This window comes from Comamonas nitrativorans, from assembly GCF_042654765.1.
In the GTDB taxonomy this organism is placed as follows: Bacteria; Pseudomonadota; Gammaproteobacteria; order Burkholderiales; family Burkholderiaceae_C; genus Comamonas; species Comamonas nitrativorans.
Genome location: NZ_JBHSEW010000004.1, coordinates 108468 through 123651, shown reverse-complemented (window position 1 = coordinate 123651; position 15184 = coordinate 108468). Strand labels below are relative to the sequence as shown.

The 15184-nt window shown below is 61.3% G+C and carries 10 protein-coding genes and 1 tRNA gene; 7 read left to right on the top strand and 4 right to left on the bottom strand.

What is annotated here, in order from left to right:
• Positions 1 to 29: 29 nt before the first annotated feature.
• Positions 30 to 1499: a diguanylate cyclase domain-containing protein gene (locus ACFO3A_RS06020; RefSeq protein ID WP_377724849.1), complete on the top strand. Its 1470-nt coding sequence runs from the start codon at positions 30 to 32 to the stop codon at positions 1497 to 1499.
• 13 nt (positions 1500 to 1512) lie between these two features.
• On the opposite strand, the gene proB is transcribed toward ACFO3A_RS06020, so the two are convergent.
• From proB to rplU, 4 genes are all read right to left on the bottom strand, one after another.
• Positions 1513 to 2643 (bottom strand): glutamate 5-kinase, encoded by a 1131-nt coding sequence (gene proB / locus ACFO3A_RS06015; protein ID WP_377724847.1) that lies wholly within the window; start codon positions 2641 to 2643, stop codon positions 1513 to 1515.
• Positions 2644 to 2781: 138 nt separating this feature from the next.
• Positions 2782 to 3849 (bottom strand): Obg family GTPase CgtA, encoded by a 1068-nt coding sequence (gene cgtA / locus ACFO3A_RS06010; RefSeq protein ID WP_377724844.1) that lies wholly within the window; start codon positions 3847 to 3849, stop codon positions 2782 to 2784.
• A 121-nt stretch (positions 3850 to 3970) separates the two neighbouring features.
• Positions 3971 to 4231, bottom strand: coding sequence for a 50S ribosomal protein L27 (gene rpmA / locus ACFO3A_RS06005; RefSeq protein ID WP_377724842.1), 261 nt, complete (start codon positions 4229 to 4231; stop codon positions 3971 to 3973).
• A gap of 18 nt (positions 4232 to 4249) precedes the next feature.
• Positions 4250 to 4561 (bottom strand): 50S ribosomal protein L21, encoded by a 312-nt coding sequence (gene rplU / locus ACFO3A_RS06000; RefSeq protein ID WP_377724840.1) that lies wholly within the window; start codon positions 4559 to 4561, stop codon positions 4250 to 4252.
• A gap of 214 nt (positions 4562 to 4775) precedes the next feature.
• Here rplU and ACFO3A_RS05995 point away from each other — a divergent pair, with 214 nt between their 5' ends.
• The 6 genes from ACFO3A_RS05995 to ACFO3A_RS05970 all read left to right on the top strand — a co-directional run bounded on the left by ACFO3A_RS05995 (position 4776) and on the right by ACFO3A_RS05970 (position 15184).
• Positions 4776 to 5705 (top strand): polyprenyl synthetase family protein, encoded by a 930-nt coding sequence (locus ACFO3A_RS05995; protein ID WP_377725002.1) that lies wholly within the window; start codon positions 4776 to 4778, stop codon positions 5703 to 5705.
• Between the two features lie 55 nt (positions 5706 to 5760).
• Positions 5761 to 5837: transfer RNA gene (locus ACFO3A_RS05990), tRNA-Pro, on the top strand.
• Between the two features lie 842 nt (positions 5838 to 6679).
• A complete protein-coding gene (locus ACFO3A_RS05985; protein WP_377724838.1) occupies positions 6680 to 7564 on the top strand; it encodes a replication protein RepA in 885 nt (294 codons plus the stop codon).
• Positions 7561 to 8610, top strand: coding sequence for a site-specific integrase (locus ACFO3A_RS05980; RefSeq protein WP_377724837.1), 1050 nt, complete (start codon positions 7561 to 7563; stop codon positions 8608 to 8610). The genes ACFO3A_RS05985 and ACFO3A_RS05980 overlap by 4 nt, the downstream gene beginning before the upstream one ends.
• A 221-nt stretch (positions 8611 to 8831) precedes the next feature.
• A complete protein-coding gene (locus tag ACFO3A_RS05975) occupies positions 8832 to 9872 on the top strand; it encodes a Fic family protein (RefSeq protein ID WP_377724836.1) in 1041 nt (346 codons plus the stop codon).
• A 14-nt stretch (positions 9873 to 9886) separates the two neighbouring features.
• A complete protein-coding gene (locus tag ACFO3A_RS05970) occupies positions 9887 to 15184 on the top strand; it encodes a DEAD/DEAH box helicase (protein ID WP_377724834.1) in 5298 nt (1765 codons plus the stop codon).

Below are 15184 nucleotides of genomic sequence, written 5' to 3'. Positions count from 1 at the left end.
CTGGGTGCTGCTGGTCGGCATTGAACGGTATGTTGCTCGCCCGTTATTTTTTCCATCGCCTCGTGCTGTTGTCCTTGCTGGTTTCGCTGGGCATGGGCGGGCTGTTGGCCCGCAATCTGTGGGCCATGCACCAGAATTTGCTGGACAACGCCGAGCGGGCCAGCCGCAACCTGAGCCACACCCTGGCCGTGGGGCTGGAATGGGTGCTGGCCGATGTCGATCGGGACGTGCTGCAAATGCGCAGCACCTTGCAGAACGACGGGCTGCAGGGGATCGACGCCCAGGCCATGCTGGCCGTTTCGGGCAGCGCCCTGCTTCTGCTCGATGCCCAGGGCCGGGGCGTGCGGGACATGGCCTTCGGGCAGGAGCAGATCGACCTGGTCCAGCGGGACTTCTTCCAGGCGCTGCAACGCCAGCCGGATATGGGGCTGGCCATCGGGGTGCCCCAGGTACTCGTCCAGGATAGCCCGCAGGTGCTGCCGCTGGCGCGGGCCTGGCAGCAGGCCGATGGCCGCCTGGGCGGCGTCATTGTGGCCTTCGTGCCGCTGCAGCGGTTGCAGCAGTGGGTTTCGGGCATGCACATGGCGCCCGGCAGCGCGATCAATCTGATTCGGATGGATGGTCAGGTGCTGCTGCGCTTTCCGGCCCTGTCGGCGCTGCCCCGGGCCCATACGCTGGCCGGCAGCGAGAACTTGCGGCGTTACACCGCCAGCCAGGCCGGGGTGTTCACGCGGCCATCGGTGCTGGACGGCATCGAGCGCATCCACAGTTTCGAGCATGTGACGGCCATGCCCCTGCTGGTCAATGTCGTGCAGGCCCGGGACGCCGTGCTGGCCCCCTGGCGCAGCAGCGCCTGGACGCTGGGCGGCATCGCCCTGCTGCTGTTTCTGGGCAATCTGGGGCTGGCCCTGCTGTTCGTGCGCGAGCTGGAGCGGCGCCGGCGCACGCAAAAAGCCCTGCAGGTCGAGAAGGACCGGATGCAGGAAATGGCCCTGCACGACCCGCTCACCGGGCTGCCCAACCGGACGCTGCTCCAGGACCGCATCGAGCATGCCATTGCGGCAGCGCAGCGCGAGGCGGGCGCCATCGGGCTGCTGTACCTGGACCTGGACGGGTTCAAGGAAGTCAACGACCGCTGGGGACACGCGGCGGGCGATCATGTCCTGGTTCACATTGCCCGGCAGCTACAGCAGGTGGCGCGGATGAGCGATACGGTGTGCCGGCTCGGCGGCGACGAGTTCGTGCTGCTGCTGCCCGGCTGCACCCTGGTGGACGTGCGCGAGGTCATCATCCGCGTACTCCAGGCGTGTGCCACGCCGTGCTGGTGGCACGGGGAAAATCTGCAGGCGGTGTACGGCGTCAGCGGCGGCGTCAGCATCTACCCCGAGCATGGCACCAGCTTTGCCGAGCTGTTGCGCCATGCCGATACGGCCCTGTACCAGGCCAAGGAAGCCGGGCGCGGGCAGGTGTATTACTTCCAGGCCGTGCCGTCGTATTGAAGTAGACCCGCTCTCAGTGCAGCACCACCATGTTGTCGCGATGCACCATTTCCGGCTCGGCGCTGTAGCCCAGCACCTGGGCGATTTCGTCCGAACTGTGCTTGCACAGCAGCCGCGCCTCGGCGCTGGAGTAGTTGGCCAGGCCCCGGGCAATTTCCCGACCCTGCGGGTCGCGCACGGCAATCACGTCGCCCCGGAAGAACTCGCCCGCCACCGCCACCATGCCCACGGGCAGCAGGCTTTTGCCCGCAGTTTGCAGCTTGGCGGCGGCCCCGGCATCGACCTGCACCGCACCGGGCAGTTGCAGGTGGTCCATCATCCACTGCTTGCGGGCCTGGATTTTCTGCGTCGGCGCGATCAGCGCCGTGCCGATGGCCTCGCCCTGCGTCAGGCGCAGCAGCACGTCCGGCTCGCGCCCCCAGGCGATGACGGTGGAGGTGCCCGAACCGGCCGCACGCTTGGCGGCCAGAATCTTGGTCAGCATCCCGCCCTTGCCGATGGACGAGCCGGCGCCGCCCGCCATCGCCTCCAGCGCCGGGTCGCCCGCGCGGGCCTGGTGGACGAATGCGGCATCCGGGGTGCTGCGCGGGTCGGCGGTATACAGGCCGGGCTGGTCGGTCAGGATGATCAGCACGTCGGCATCGACCAGATTGGCCACCAGGGCGCCCAGGGTGTCGTTGTCGCCGAACTTGATCTCGTCATTGACCACGGTGTCGTTCTCGTTGATGACCGGCACCACGCCCAGGCGCAGCAGGGTCAGCAGGGTGGAGCGGGCGTTCAGGTAGCGCTCGCGGTCGGCCAGATCGGCGTGGGTCAGCAGCACCTGGGCGCTGCCGACCCGGTGATCACGCAGCTTGGTTTCGTACATCTGCACCAGCCCCATCTGGCCGACGGCGGCAGCGGCCTGCAGCTCGTGCAGCTCCGTGGGGCGGGTTTTCCAGCCCAGGCGCTTCATGCCCTCGGCGATCGCGCCGCTGGAGACCATGATCAGCTCGCGGCGCGTGCCGTCTGCGCCGTGTACCAGGGCGGCCAGCTGGCGTGCCCATTCCCCGATGGCGGCTTCATCCAGGCCGCGCCCTTCGTTGGTGACGAGGCTGGAGCCGACCTTGACGACGATGCGCCGTGCTTCTTGTACAACTGACATGGCTGGTAGAGGTTTCAGGAATGAATGCAGGGTGGCAATAAAGATAGCTGTTTCCGCGTGTTATTCCTTGATTTCAGATGTTTTCATATCTGAAATCTTTTATTTACCAGAGGAAGCAGCTACTGATTTTTCAAATACTCAATCGTCTTGCGCAAACCGGGGGTCTTGCTGCGCCGGGTCGGGCTGCTCGGTGCGCTGCTGCTGGCGCACGTGCTGGTAAATGTTTTTCGCCAGCAGGTCGGTGCCTTCGCGGGCCAGGGCCGAGATTTCAAACACCGGGCCTTTCCACTTGAAGCGCTTGACGAAGTCCTTCACCCGCGCGGCGCGTTCGGCCTGGGGAATCATGTCGATCTTGTTCAGCACCAGCCAGCGCGGCTTGCCGAACAGTTCGGCGTCGTACTTCTTCAGTTCGCCCACGATGGCATGGGCCTGCTCCACGGGATCGACCCCGTCGTCGAACGGCGCCAGATCGACGATGTGCAGCAGCAGCCGCGTGCGCTGCAAGTGGCGCAGAAACTGGTGGCCCAGGCCCGCACCTTCGGAGGCGCCTTCGATCAGGCCGGGGATGTCGGCCACGACAAAACTCTGCTCCGGCCCGACGCGCACCACGCCCAGATTGGGGTGCAGCGTGGTGAACGGGTAATCGGCAATCTTCGGGCGGGCGTTCGAGACGGCGGTGATGAAGGTGGACTTGCCCGCATTGGGCATCCCCAGCAGGCCCACGTCGGCCAGCACCTTCAGCTCCAGTTGCAGGCCGAAGCGTTCACCCGGGCGGCCCACCGTTTTCTGGCGCGGCGCACGGTTCACCGCGCTTTTGAAGCGCAGGTTGCCAAAGCCGCCGTCCCCGCCCCTGGCCAGCACGATGCGCTCGTCCGGCGTCAGCAGCTCGTGCAGCACCTCGCCCGTGGCCTGGTCACGCAGGATGGTGCCCACCGGAAAGCGCAGCGTGATGTCCTTGCCCGCCGCGCCGAACATGTCCGAGCCCATGCCGTTCTCGCCGCGCCCGGCCTCGTAGCGGCGGGTGTAGCGGTAGTCGATCAGGGTGTTCAGATTGGGGTCGGCCACGCCGTAGACGTAACCGCCGCGCCCGCCGTCGCCCCCGTCGGGGCCGCCGAATTCCTTGTATTTTTCGTGCCGGAACGATGCGGCGCCGTTGCCGCCGTCCCCGGCAACAATTTCTATGGTGGCTTCATCGACGAATTTCATGGTGGGGCGTGGCTTTCACAAAAAAATGCCGCTTCGTGCAGCAAGGCCCGCAGCATACGCCAGCAGGCCCGGAAAATAGCAAAGCCCCGACCAGCGGGGCTTTGGCGTCGCTCAGCAGTGCTTAGGCAGCAGGGCTGATGTTGACGGTTTGCTTGGACAGGGCGCCTTTGGTTTCAAAGGACACGTGACCATCGACCAAAGCAAACAGGGTGTGGTCGCGACCAATGCCGACGTTGTTGCCGGGGTGGAACTTGGTGCCGCGCTGGCGCACGATGATCGAGCCTGCGCTGATCAACTCGCCGCCGAAGGCTTTCACACCCAGCATTTTTGGCTTGGAATCACGTCCGTTGCGCGTAGAGCCGCCGCCTTTTTTCTGTGCCATGACTTAGCTCCTGACAGATTAACCGGCAATCGCCACGATCTGCAGTTCGGTGAACTGCTGACGATGGCCCTGGTGCTTGATGTAGTGTTTGCGACGACGCAGCTTGAAAATACGCACCTTGTCGTGCTTGCCATGGGCAACAACGGTTGCCTTCACGCTAGCGCCGGACACCAGGGGCGTGCCCACCTTCAGCTCGGCGCCGTTACCGACAGCCAGAACCTGGTCAAGCACGATTTCCTGGCCTACGTCCGCAGCAATCTGTTCTACCTTGATTTTTTCGCCAGCAGCAACACGATACTGTTTGCCGCCGGTTTTTATGACCGCGTACATAAAACCTCTTTCAGAGTTTTGAATCTTCCACGTGAACCCATTTCCACGGGAACCGCAAATTCTACTGTGAAACCGGAAATTCTGCCAAGTGCAGCCCTGCGCCTGGCCCTGCCGACGGCGGTGGCCTTCCTATAATGGCGCGGTCTTACCGGTGGCCACTATCTTGACTTCCTCAGCTTCTTCCCCCTCCCCCCTCGCCCTGATCGCCAGCGACATGCAGGCGCTCGATCAAGTGATCGCCCAGCGCCTGGACACCAGCGTCGCCATGATCGGGCAGGTTGCCCGCTACATCATCGCCGCCGGCGGCAAGCGGTTGCGCCCGGCCCTGGTGCTGCTCACGGCCGGTGCCCTGGGCGTGAGCAGTGCGGACAAATACAAGCTGGCCGCCGTGGTGGAGCTGATCCATACCGCCACCCTGCTGCACGACGACGTGGTCGATGAATCGACCCTACGCCGAGGTCGCCCCACGGCCAACGAAACCTTTGGCAACCCGGCCAGCGTGCTGGTGGGCGATTTTCTGCACACCCGCTCTTTCCAGATGATGGTGGAAGTCGGCAGCCTGCCGATCCTGAAAGTGCTTTCGGACGCGACCAACATCATTGCCGAGGGCGAGGTGATGCAGCTCATCAACACCCACGACGCCGATCTGGACGAAGCGGGCTACCTGCACGTCATCCGCTCCAAAACCGCCAAGCTGTTCGAGGCCAGCGCCCAGATCTCCGCCCAGCTTGCCGGTGCCAGTGCCGTGGTGGAAGCTGCCTGCGCCACCTACGGGCAGGCGCTGGGCACGGCCTTCCAGATCATCGACGACGTCCTCGACTACGACGGCGACGCACAGGAAATGGGCAAAAACCTGGGCGACGACCTGCGCGAAGGCAAGAACACTCTGCCGCTCATCATCGCCATGCAGCGTGCGGATGCCGCTGACGCTGCCGTGGTGCGCAGCGCTATCGAAAACGGCAGTGCCGACCAGTTGCAAGCCATCCTGCAGATCGTGCGCAGCACCGGGGCCCTGGATGCCACCCGCGAAGCCGCCCACGCCGAGGCCCAGCGGGCCATCGACGCCCTGGCCCCGCTGCCCGCCAACGCCTATACCGATGCCATGCGGCAACTGGCCGGCCAGCTTTTATTGCGCCGAACCTGAAATACGTCACGCTTTCGCGCTAAAATCCGGCGCTTTGGCGGACAACGCTAAAAAACGGGGTGTAGCTTAGCCTGGTAGAGCGCTACGTTCGGGACGTAGAGGCCGGAGGTTCGAATCCTCTCACCCCGACCAGGACACCATAGAAAAAGCCTAAGTGAATCAATCACTTGGGCTTTTTGCTTTGAATCGTCATTCATGCCGATTGAGAGTAAATTTGTCCCACCGTTGTCCCAAGGTTGTCCCAGCCGACCGATGTTGTTTTGACTCTTGGACACGGACTGGGACTTGACCCCGTTTATGGATTTATCTATACTGCTATCCACGGGTGAGCACACAGTGGACCTGTCGGACACCCTCGTAAACACTGTGTGGACTGCGCTGTTAGGGATGCGGTCAAGGGCAGGTGAAGATTGGTGAAACGAGAGATAGCCGATCTGAGAGAGAACGCAACGCTCGGCGAACGTGACGCCGGGGTGGAAGCGTAGTGGACTCAAGCGCACAAGTCCTTACGTCACACCTGAGTGCAACAGTACCGTTTGAGGTGTGGCGACGACTTCAGCACGAAGTGCCACAGCAATGGCGGCTCTCACAAGCGCGTTTGCTTGTGAGGCACTCATGCCATCAACATCCCCTGTCGCCGTGACCGGCGAATTGCCTAAGCTCCTTTTCATTGAGCAACTATCCGCCCTCATCGGGAAGACAGAAACGACTATCCGCACTTGCGCCACGAACGCCAAGTACGCGCACCTGATTCCCCGTCCTTTCAAGCTGCCCAATAGCCGTCGCTTGTGCTGGTACGAACATGACGTTCTGGCGTGGATCAGCTCAACCCGCCCCACCGAGCCTCCACCACCTAGGCGACCACGAGGACGCCCCACCAAAGTGGAGCAGCTTTCCCGCGCGCGCTGGCAGCAGCACGCATCCGCACAACATCGTGCAGCGGGCAAAAAATGAAGCCCCAACGATCCCTCGACATGCTGCTTGAGAGTGGCGGACTGATAAGCGCCAACGCGCCTTTCGGCGATGACTTAGCCTTCCACCACTCACTCTTGTGTTCGCTGTGCTTCCCCCGTCGGGCCGTCCCGAATCGCGAGTTTCTGCGACAAACTGGGGATGGATGGTTACACCTACAAGCCGGTGTTCTTGACTTGGGCGAAGGCCCGGTTCTGCAGCCCGTGCCTTACGGGCCCTTGTCGCGTCTTGCACTCATCTGGATTTCCACCGCTGCCCGACGCTCCAAATCCCGCGAGGTATTCATAGGTCGCAGTGCATCGCAATTCCTCGGGATGCTCGGCTATGACAAACAAGGACGCAGATACTGCACATTGCGGCAGCAACTCCATGCTCTGGCCGCGTGCCGGATACAGCTGGGATTTCGTGGCCGCACCGTCAGCGAGGCAGTGATCAAACGTATTGATGCATGGCTCCCGCTTGCTCAATTACAGCGTGCGACATGGCCAGGCTCGCTCTTGCTCGACGCCGATTTTTTTGACGAGCTTGTGCAGCATTCAGTCCCACTGGACGCGCGCGCTTTGCATGCGCTGCGCGGATCGGCACTGGCTCTCGATATTTACGTCTGGCTTGCGCACCGCCTGCATCGACTCAACCATCGACCACTGTGGCTTCCGTGGCACACGATCAAGTTGCAGTTTGGAAGTGAATATCAAGGCAAGCACGCGCACGGGGATTTCTGCACCAGCTTCAAGCTCGCCTTGAGCAAGGTTTTGATGGTTTACCCAGATGCCAGGGTATGCGTTCAGCGCGGCGGGATTGAACTGCGGCAGTCACCACCACCTGTACCGACCAGAACCTGGCTACCGGCCAACGCTCCTTTGCCAGTCGCACGGGAGGCCGCATGAACGAACTCGACCTCAAGATGCAGGAATTGGTGAAACGCTGTCGGGCGATCCTTGATGCCATGCGGTCGCCAGATGTTCACACTCCGTACAGCCCCTCGCCCAAGACCGAAACTGAATACAAGCGTCAAGCAGAACAACTCATTCATCGCGCGCGACACGCTGAAGGCGGCCTGTTCTATGTGGTTCAGTCAACCGCCAGTGCTTCCACGTTTCGCAAGCGCCTAGCTGCACTCCAACACTTCTTCAGCACACAGCAAGAGCAACTGACGCGACAGCTGAACGCGCCTACTGTGCAAGCCGCCGAAATTTTGCATCTGCAGCTATTGTTGCAGCTGAAACACTTGCAAGCGCTGCAACGACTGCGGAACGAAGGGATGAAAGCTCCACGAGCCAAACGTCGCAGCAAACGCCAGGCCTTGCCTGGGCTACCGGCCAACTGGCGCACCGCTCTGTGCAAGCGCGCAGCAAGGAGCCGATATTTGTTCCCGCTTATCGTTCTGGCCTTGACTGGGTGCCGCCCAAGCGAGTTGGTGAGTGGTATTCACCTATGGCGCAGCAGGGACGAAGCCACCGGTAGATTGCTGATCCATTTCAGCATCGCGGGCGCAAAAGTCAAAGTCTCCCAGGGTCAGCCGGTTAGGACGATCTCGTACGACGCGAAAGACCCGCATCCCTTGGTTGTTGTCATCAATGGATTGCTGGATGCTCAGCCAAAGCCACAGGTTTTCGCTCAGATCAGCAGCGCTGTCAATTTGACTGTGGAGATACGCCGTCTGGCACGCAGTCTGTGGCCCAAGCACAAGCAGCCGATCACGGCCTACTGCTTCCGCCACCAGTTTGCCGCAGACATGAAGGCCAATGGTGACGACGAGGCTACAAGCCGTGGCTTGGGACACATCAGCGCCGAAACCCGACGTGTGTACGGCACTGCTGGTCAAGCCAGCAACGGGGAGCGCGTTCGTCCTATGCGCGTTGACTCACAGCGCCCAGTGAAACCACGTCGTCGAGAGCCATGCACAAAGCGGCGTGGCGACCTGGCACCATAAGACCTGACTGCCCGGACTGCCATGTCGATTTTTCTCATGGCAGCCCGCTTTCTAGGATGCATCAGCCAGCGCCTTAGGCATCGCGTCGCGCCCATGCTGGTGCATGAAGTCTTGCGCCTGCGCCGCAGATGTAGGATTGTCAATAATTGGGGTAATTTCCACAAAAATTCCCTCGATTTTCGGTACTATTACCTCAATTCATCGTATCCAAATGCTTCTGCATGCACTCGCTCTCACCCGAATACATCGCCAAACTGCGCTTCAATGCACGGCAACTGGCGATGCTGCGCACCCTGGGTGAGCAGCGAGGTAGACAACCCCTCCATATAGCTCAGCTGCCCGAGGTCTTGAATGACGTGCGTCGCGTAGCCATCGCCGACTCCATCGAATCGTCCACCCGACTCAATGGTGTCACTGTGGCCGGGCACCGGCTCAAATCCCTAGCGTTGGAAAAGGTGACGCCGCAGAATCGTGCAGAGCAAGAAATAGCTGGCTATCGCGATGCCCTGAAATTGATATGTGACGGCGGTGATCGGATGCCTCTTTCAGAGAGCATCATCTTCCAACTCCACGCCACTCTGCACCGCTACATGCGACAGCCAGGCGGGCAGTGGAAGACCACCGACAGCGACATCATCGAGGGCCTCTCCGGCTACAGTTTTCACCCGGTCGCTGCACACCTCACACCCGTGACGATGGCAAGCTTGGTCGCACGCTACCGTATGGCGCTCGATCAGCAACTTGCCGACCCGTTGGTACTGGTCCCACTGGTCATCTTCGACTTCCTCTGTATCCATCCATTCCCGGACAACAACTGCCGCATGGCCAGGCTACTGAGCTTGCAGTTGCTTTGCCACTTCGACTATGCAGTGGGCCGCTTCATCAGCCTGGAACGCATTTTCGAAGACTCGAAAGAGGACTACTGCACAGCGCTAGGGGCCAGTTTGCAAGGCTGGCATGAGGGTATCCACAACATTACGCCCTGGTTCGATTACTTCTGGGGAACATTAGTGCGCGCCTACGAGGAATTCGAGGATCGGATAGGCACTATCGAACGAGGGCGCGGCGCCAAAGGCGACCGAGTGCGCACAGAGATCCTGAAACACCGATTGCCTTTTTCCATCTCGGAGATCGAGAAGGCTTGTCCCGGTATAAGCCGCGACATGGTGCGTTTGACTTTGCGCACCATGAAAGCCGAGGGGCTGATAGAGCCGACGGGCAAAGGCAGAAATGCCAAGTGGCAGCACACGCAGAACAGGTAAGAAAGGGTTGCACCGTGGATGACGTTTTTCAGTTTCGCAATCAATTAGTCGAGCGCTATAGCAACTTCTCACGCAGCTTTGTCCGCATTGCCGCTCCCGACATTCAGCGAGAAGTCGAGAGCCAGTACCAAGATGGCCGCTACTGGCCAGAACCTCTCGTACAGATCAACCCCAACTACCAACGCAAAGGCACGGTGCAAACGCTGGCAACCGAGGGCGTGCTTCATCCCGTGTGCGCCGACGTATTCCAGGCAGGCAAGCCGGAGGGAAACCCGCAACCCCTGCACCTCTATGCCCATCAGTTGCAGGCACTCGCCAAAGGCCAGTCAGGGCAAAGCTATGTCGTGACCACCGGGACCGGCTCCGGCAAATCGCTGTCATTCTTCATTCCGGTCATCGACCGCATCATCAAGGCCAAGACAGAAGGCGGTAAACAACGCACCCGAGCCATCGTCATCTACCCGATGAACGCCTTGGCCAACAGCCAGTTGGAAGAGCTGGACAAATTCCTGCACGGCTATGCCCCCGATCAGCGGCCCTTCACCGTCGCCCGCTACACCGGGCAAGAAAGCAACCCTGAGCGCGATGCCATAGCCGACAACCCGCCGGACATTCTGCTCACCAACTTCATGATGCTGGAGTACATCCTCACCCGCTTTGACGATGTGGATCGCAAGGTGGTGGACCATTGCGAAGGGCTGGAGTTTCTGGTGCTCGACGAGCTCCACACCTACCGAGGCCGCCAGGGGGCGGACGTGGCCCTGCTCGTGCGCCGCCTGCGTGAGCGCCTCAAGGCCGACAAGCTGGTGTGCATTGGCACCTCAGCCACCATGTCCAGCGCAGGCACCCAGGCGGATCGCAATCGCACCGTTGCAGAAGTCGCCTCCAAGCTCTTTGGCGCATACATCAGTGAGCATGACGTGATCGGAGAGACCCTTGAGCGCGTCACCGACCCTCTCAAGGACGTTTTCGCCATCGCAGCCGAGCTGCCTGCCGCCATCGCACGAGAAACCCACCAATGGCCTGATTTCCAAACCTTCCAGCGTGACCCTCTAGCCATCTGGGTGGAACTCAACCTGGGCATCGAGCTACCCGACCACGAACCACCACGCCGCGCCAAGCCAAAAACCATCCAGACCGCCAGCGAAGATTTGGCACAAGATGCCCAATGCTCCGTCTCTCAGGCCCGCATAGCCCTGCAGCGTTTTCTGGTGGCCGCGCATGACGTTCGCACACCCCAAGGTCGTCCGCCTTTCGCCTTCAAGCTACACCAATTCATCAGCGGCCCTGGCAAGGTGCTCACCACGCTGGAGCCGACGGGCCAGCGCCACATCACCCTGGATGCACAGCGCTTTGCCCCAGGGCGTCAGGCCGAGAGCGTACACCTCTACCCCGCCCACTTTTGCCGAGACTGTGGGCAGGAGTACCTGCCAGTTTGGCAGTCTGGGCAGCATCCCACCATCTACTTGCCGCGAGAAATCGACGACGTCAGTGCCGACGACAGTGAGGATGCCAGCTACGGTTTTCTGTGCCCAGTCAACCCCAGGCAACCGTACACCGGTCAGCTCGAAGACCTGCCTGAGACTTGGCTGGATCTGAGTCGCAATGAGCCCAAGATCAAACCCGCTTACAAAAAGGCGATCCCTTACCATGTGGCCGTTGATCCCCGGGGGCACGAAGGTGCCGGAGAAGCCTTCTGGTTTATCCCCGGCAAATTCCGCTTTTGCTTGAGTTGCGGCACGGTGCATGAGGCACACGGCAAAGACGCCAACCGCCTGTCCAGCCTCTCTGGAGAGGGCCGATCATCGGCCACCACGATGATCGCGCTCAGTGCCCTGCAGCAGCTCTTTGCACTGCCCAATCCCGCACATGGCCAACCCGATCCCCGCAAGTTGCTGGGCTTCACGGATAACAGACAGGATGCCGCCCTGCAAGCCGGTCACTTCAACGACTTCATTTTTCTACTCACCTTGCGCGCGGGCCTCATCGGCGCATTGCAGAACAACTCTGGCGTACTCGATGAAGAACAATTGGCCGAAGCCGTTTTCAAGGCGCTAGGCTTTGACCAAGTCGATCAGGGCACGCTGGTCGAATACCTCCGATCACCCAAGCTCATGGGACCGGCACGACAGCAGGCGCAGCGCACATTACGCTTCATCATCGCCTATCGATTGCTGCGCGACCTGCGCCGTGGCTGGCGCTACAACAACCCGAATCTTGACCAGTTGGGGCTGTTGACCATTCGATATCGTGGCCTGGACGAATTCTGCACAGACACTGGTGCATTCGCAAAAAACAAAGTGCTTGCCAAGCTCAAACCGGCCGACCGTGCCCGCTTGTGCAACCTGCTTTTTGACCACCTGCGCAGCCACCTGTGTCTCGAAACCCGTTATCTCGATCCCGTCGAGCACGACAAAGCCCGTACCAGCGGCCACACCTACCTCACAGAACGCTGGGCATTTGCTCCTGATGAAAAACTGGAAACGGGCCGCTATCTCATCCTTGGCAAGCGCCCTGAATACAAAGGCAAACCGCGTGCTGACTTGGTCACTGGAGGCCCTCGCTCACGCCTTCTGCGCCTCGTCAAAACATCCAGCCTTTGGCAAGACTCGGTCTTCGCCACCGAAACCAAACACTGGAAAGATACCGAGTGGGTAGAACTGATCCAAGACTTGCTGCACGCCGCGAGTAACTGCTATGTGCAAAAGTACGCCATCGATACGGACCTCACCGGCTGGCGCCTCAACGCTGCCGCATTGGATTGGTGCCTGACGGCAGAACAGCCCCAGGACGAGAACAGCCGGATCAACACCTTCTTCCGTGAGCTCTACCTCAGCATCGCTGACCTGCTGCGCTTGCCGTCGCACCCCCTGTTCGAGTTCGAAGCGCAGGAACACACCGCGCAAGTGGATGCGCCGCGCAGACAACTACTGGAACAGCGCTTTCGCTACACCGACAAAGACCGCAACGACTGGGCACAAAACCCCGCACACGAAGCTCCGCTGGAGCGCCTGCCCATCATGTTCTGCTCACCCACCATGGAGCTGGGCGTGGACATTTCTGCGCTCAACACCGTGTACCTGCGCAACATGCCGCCCACCCCCGCCAACTATGCACAACGCAGCGGGCGTGCCGGGCGCTCAGGCCAGCAGGCCCTGGTAGTGACCTATTGCGCAGCACTCAGCCCGCACGACCAATGGTTCTTCCACCACGCCAACGACATGGTGCATGGCGTGGTGCGTGCGCCGACCCTGGACTTGGCCAACCGCGACCTGGTGGAAAGCCACTTGCAGGCGGTCTGGCTGGCCAGCACCCAGATGAAGCTGGACCCCAGCATTGCCCCCATGCTTGATCTCGATCAGGAAGGTAAACCGCTGAAGCCGGAGTACCTGAATGCCTTCAAGGCCCCAGAAGTCGAGTCTCGCGCGCTGACTAGCGCCAACGGTGTGATCAAACAGCTTCAAACCGAACTCGACGGCAGCCACTGGTTCACGCCGGATTACGTACACCAGGTCATCGACCGCGCGCCCCAACAGTTCTCGGGTGCTCTGGAGCGCTGGCGCGTGCTTTTCGATGCGACCCGCCAACAAATGGACATGGCCGACCACATCGTCAAAAGCCATACCGCCTCGCACGCCGAACGCCAGAATGCCCAGCGCCGCTATGGCGATGCTGCGCGCCAGTACGCCGTGCTGCTCAAGTCAGGCAATGGCCAAAACACCGACTTCTACACCTACCGCTACCTTGCCAGCCAGGGTTTTCTGCCCGGCTACAACTTCCCCCGCTTGCCCCTCATGGCCTGGATTCCCGCGCGTGGCGGACAAACCGCCAGCGGCAAGGACGACGAAGGCAGCATGGTCAGCCGCCCGCGCTTTCTGGCGCTGTCCGAGTTCGGCCCACGCAGCCTCATCTACCACCAGGGCCGCATGTACCGCGTGGTGCGTGCCAAGCTCAACGTCGGCAATGCCGACCACATCTCCGGCAACAGCCAGCTCTCCACTATCAGATCCCTGGTCTGCAGCCAATGCGGCTACGCCCACATGGGAGAGCTGGGTGGCAGCCAACCCTTGGTCAACCGCTGTGAAAACTGCGATGCACTACTGACTGAAACCGACTGGGTGCGCGATCTCTACCGCATCGAAACCGTGGAAACCGTGCCAGTCGAGCGCATCTCCATCAACGACGAAGACCGCCAACGCCAAGGCTTCGAACTGCAAACCACCTACCGCTTCCTGCCCGGGCCCGACGGGCAGATTCAAAAGCAGAAGGCCGATGTGCTGCAGGCAGAGCAGGCCCTTGCCGAACTCACCTATGCGCCCGCCGCACGCATCTGGCGCATCAACCGGGGTTGGCGCCGCCGCAAGGACAAGGAACAACTGGGCTTCTACATCAACCCCATCACCGGCACCTGGAGCAAGCAGGACGCCCCCGATGCAAGCGATGACAACAGCAACGACGATGCACTCCTGGACAAAGTGCCCAACCAGCGCATCGTGCCCTTTGTGGAGGACCATCGCAATCTGCTGATCCTTGCCCCGGTGCATGCACTCCCGCTGGAGGCCATGGCCACGCTGCAAGCCGCCCTCAAGCGCGGCATCGAGATGACCTTCCAGATCGAAGAGTCGGAGCTGGTTGCCGAGCCCTTGCCCAAACAAGCGGAGCGCCGTGCATTGCTGTTCTACGAAGCCGCTGAAGGCGGTGCGGGTGTGCTCACCCGCCTGGCCAATGACCCCGCCAGCCTTGCTCAAGTGGCCAGCAACGCACTGCAACTCATCCATTACCGTCCCCCTGCCGACGGCACCTGGCGACTGGAAGACTTGCCCTCCCGAGAAGCCACCGACGCCCTGGGCAACCACATTTGCGAAGCAGGCTGCTACCAATGCCTGCTGTCGTATTTCAACCAGCCAGACCACGAACACATCAACCGCCGCAACCCCGAAGCGCTCGCTCTGTTGGTGGCACTGGCCAACGCCCAGGTGAAGCCCCGCCTCCTTGAAGATGGTGAGCTGGCGGCCGCCAATGGCACCCAGGCAGCCATAGCTGGCGATTCACTGGATTCACGCTGGTTGGCAGCCCTGAACCAGGCGGGCCTCGCCCCACCCGATGCACTGAATCTTCCCGTCAACCAGGGCACAGCCACCGCCGCAGCCCAGTACAAGGCAGCCCGCGCACTGGTTTTTCTCACTCCGGTCGATGCAGCCACCACAGCAACCTTGCAGGACAAAGGCTGGCAGGTGCTGGACTTTTCCGATCCCGAGCATTGGTCCGCGTGCTTTGCCGAACACCATGCCGTGTTTGGCGCCACCTGCTGA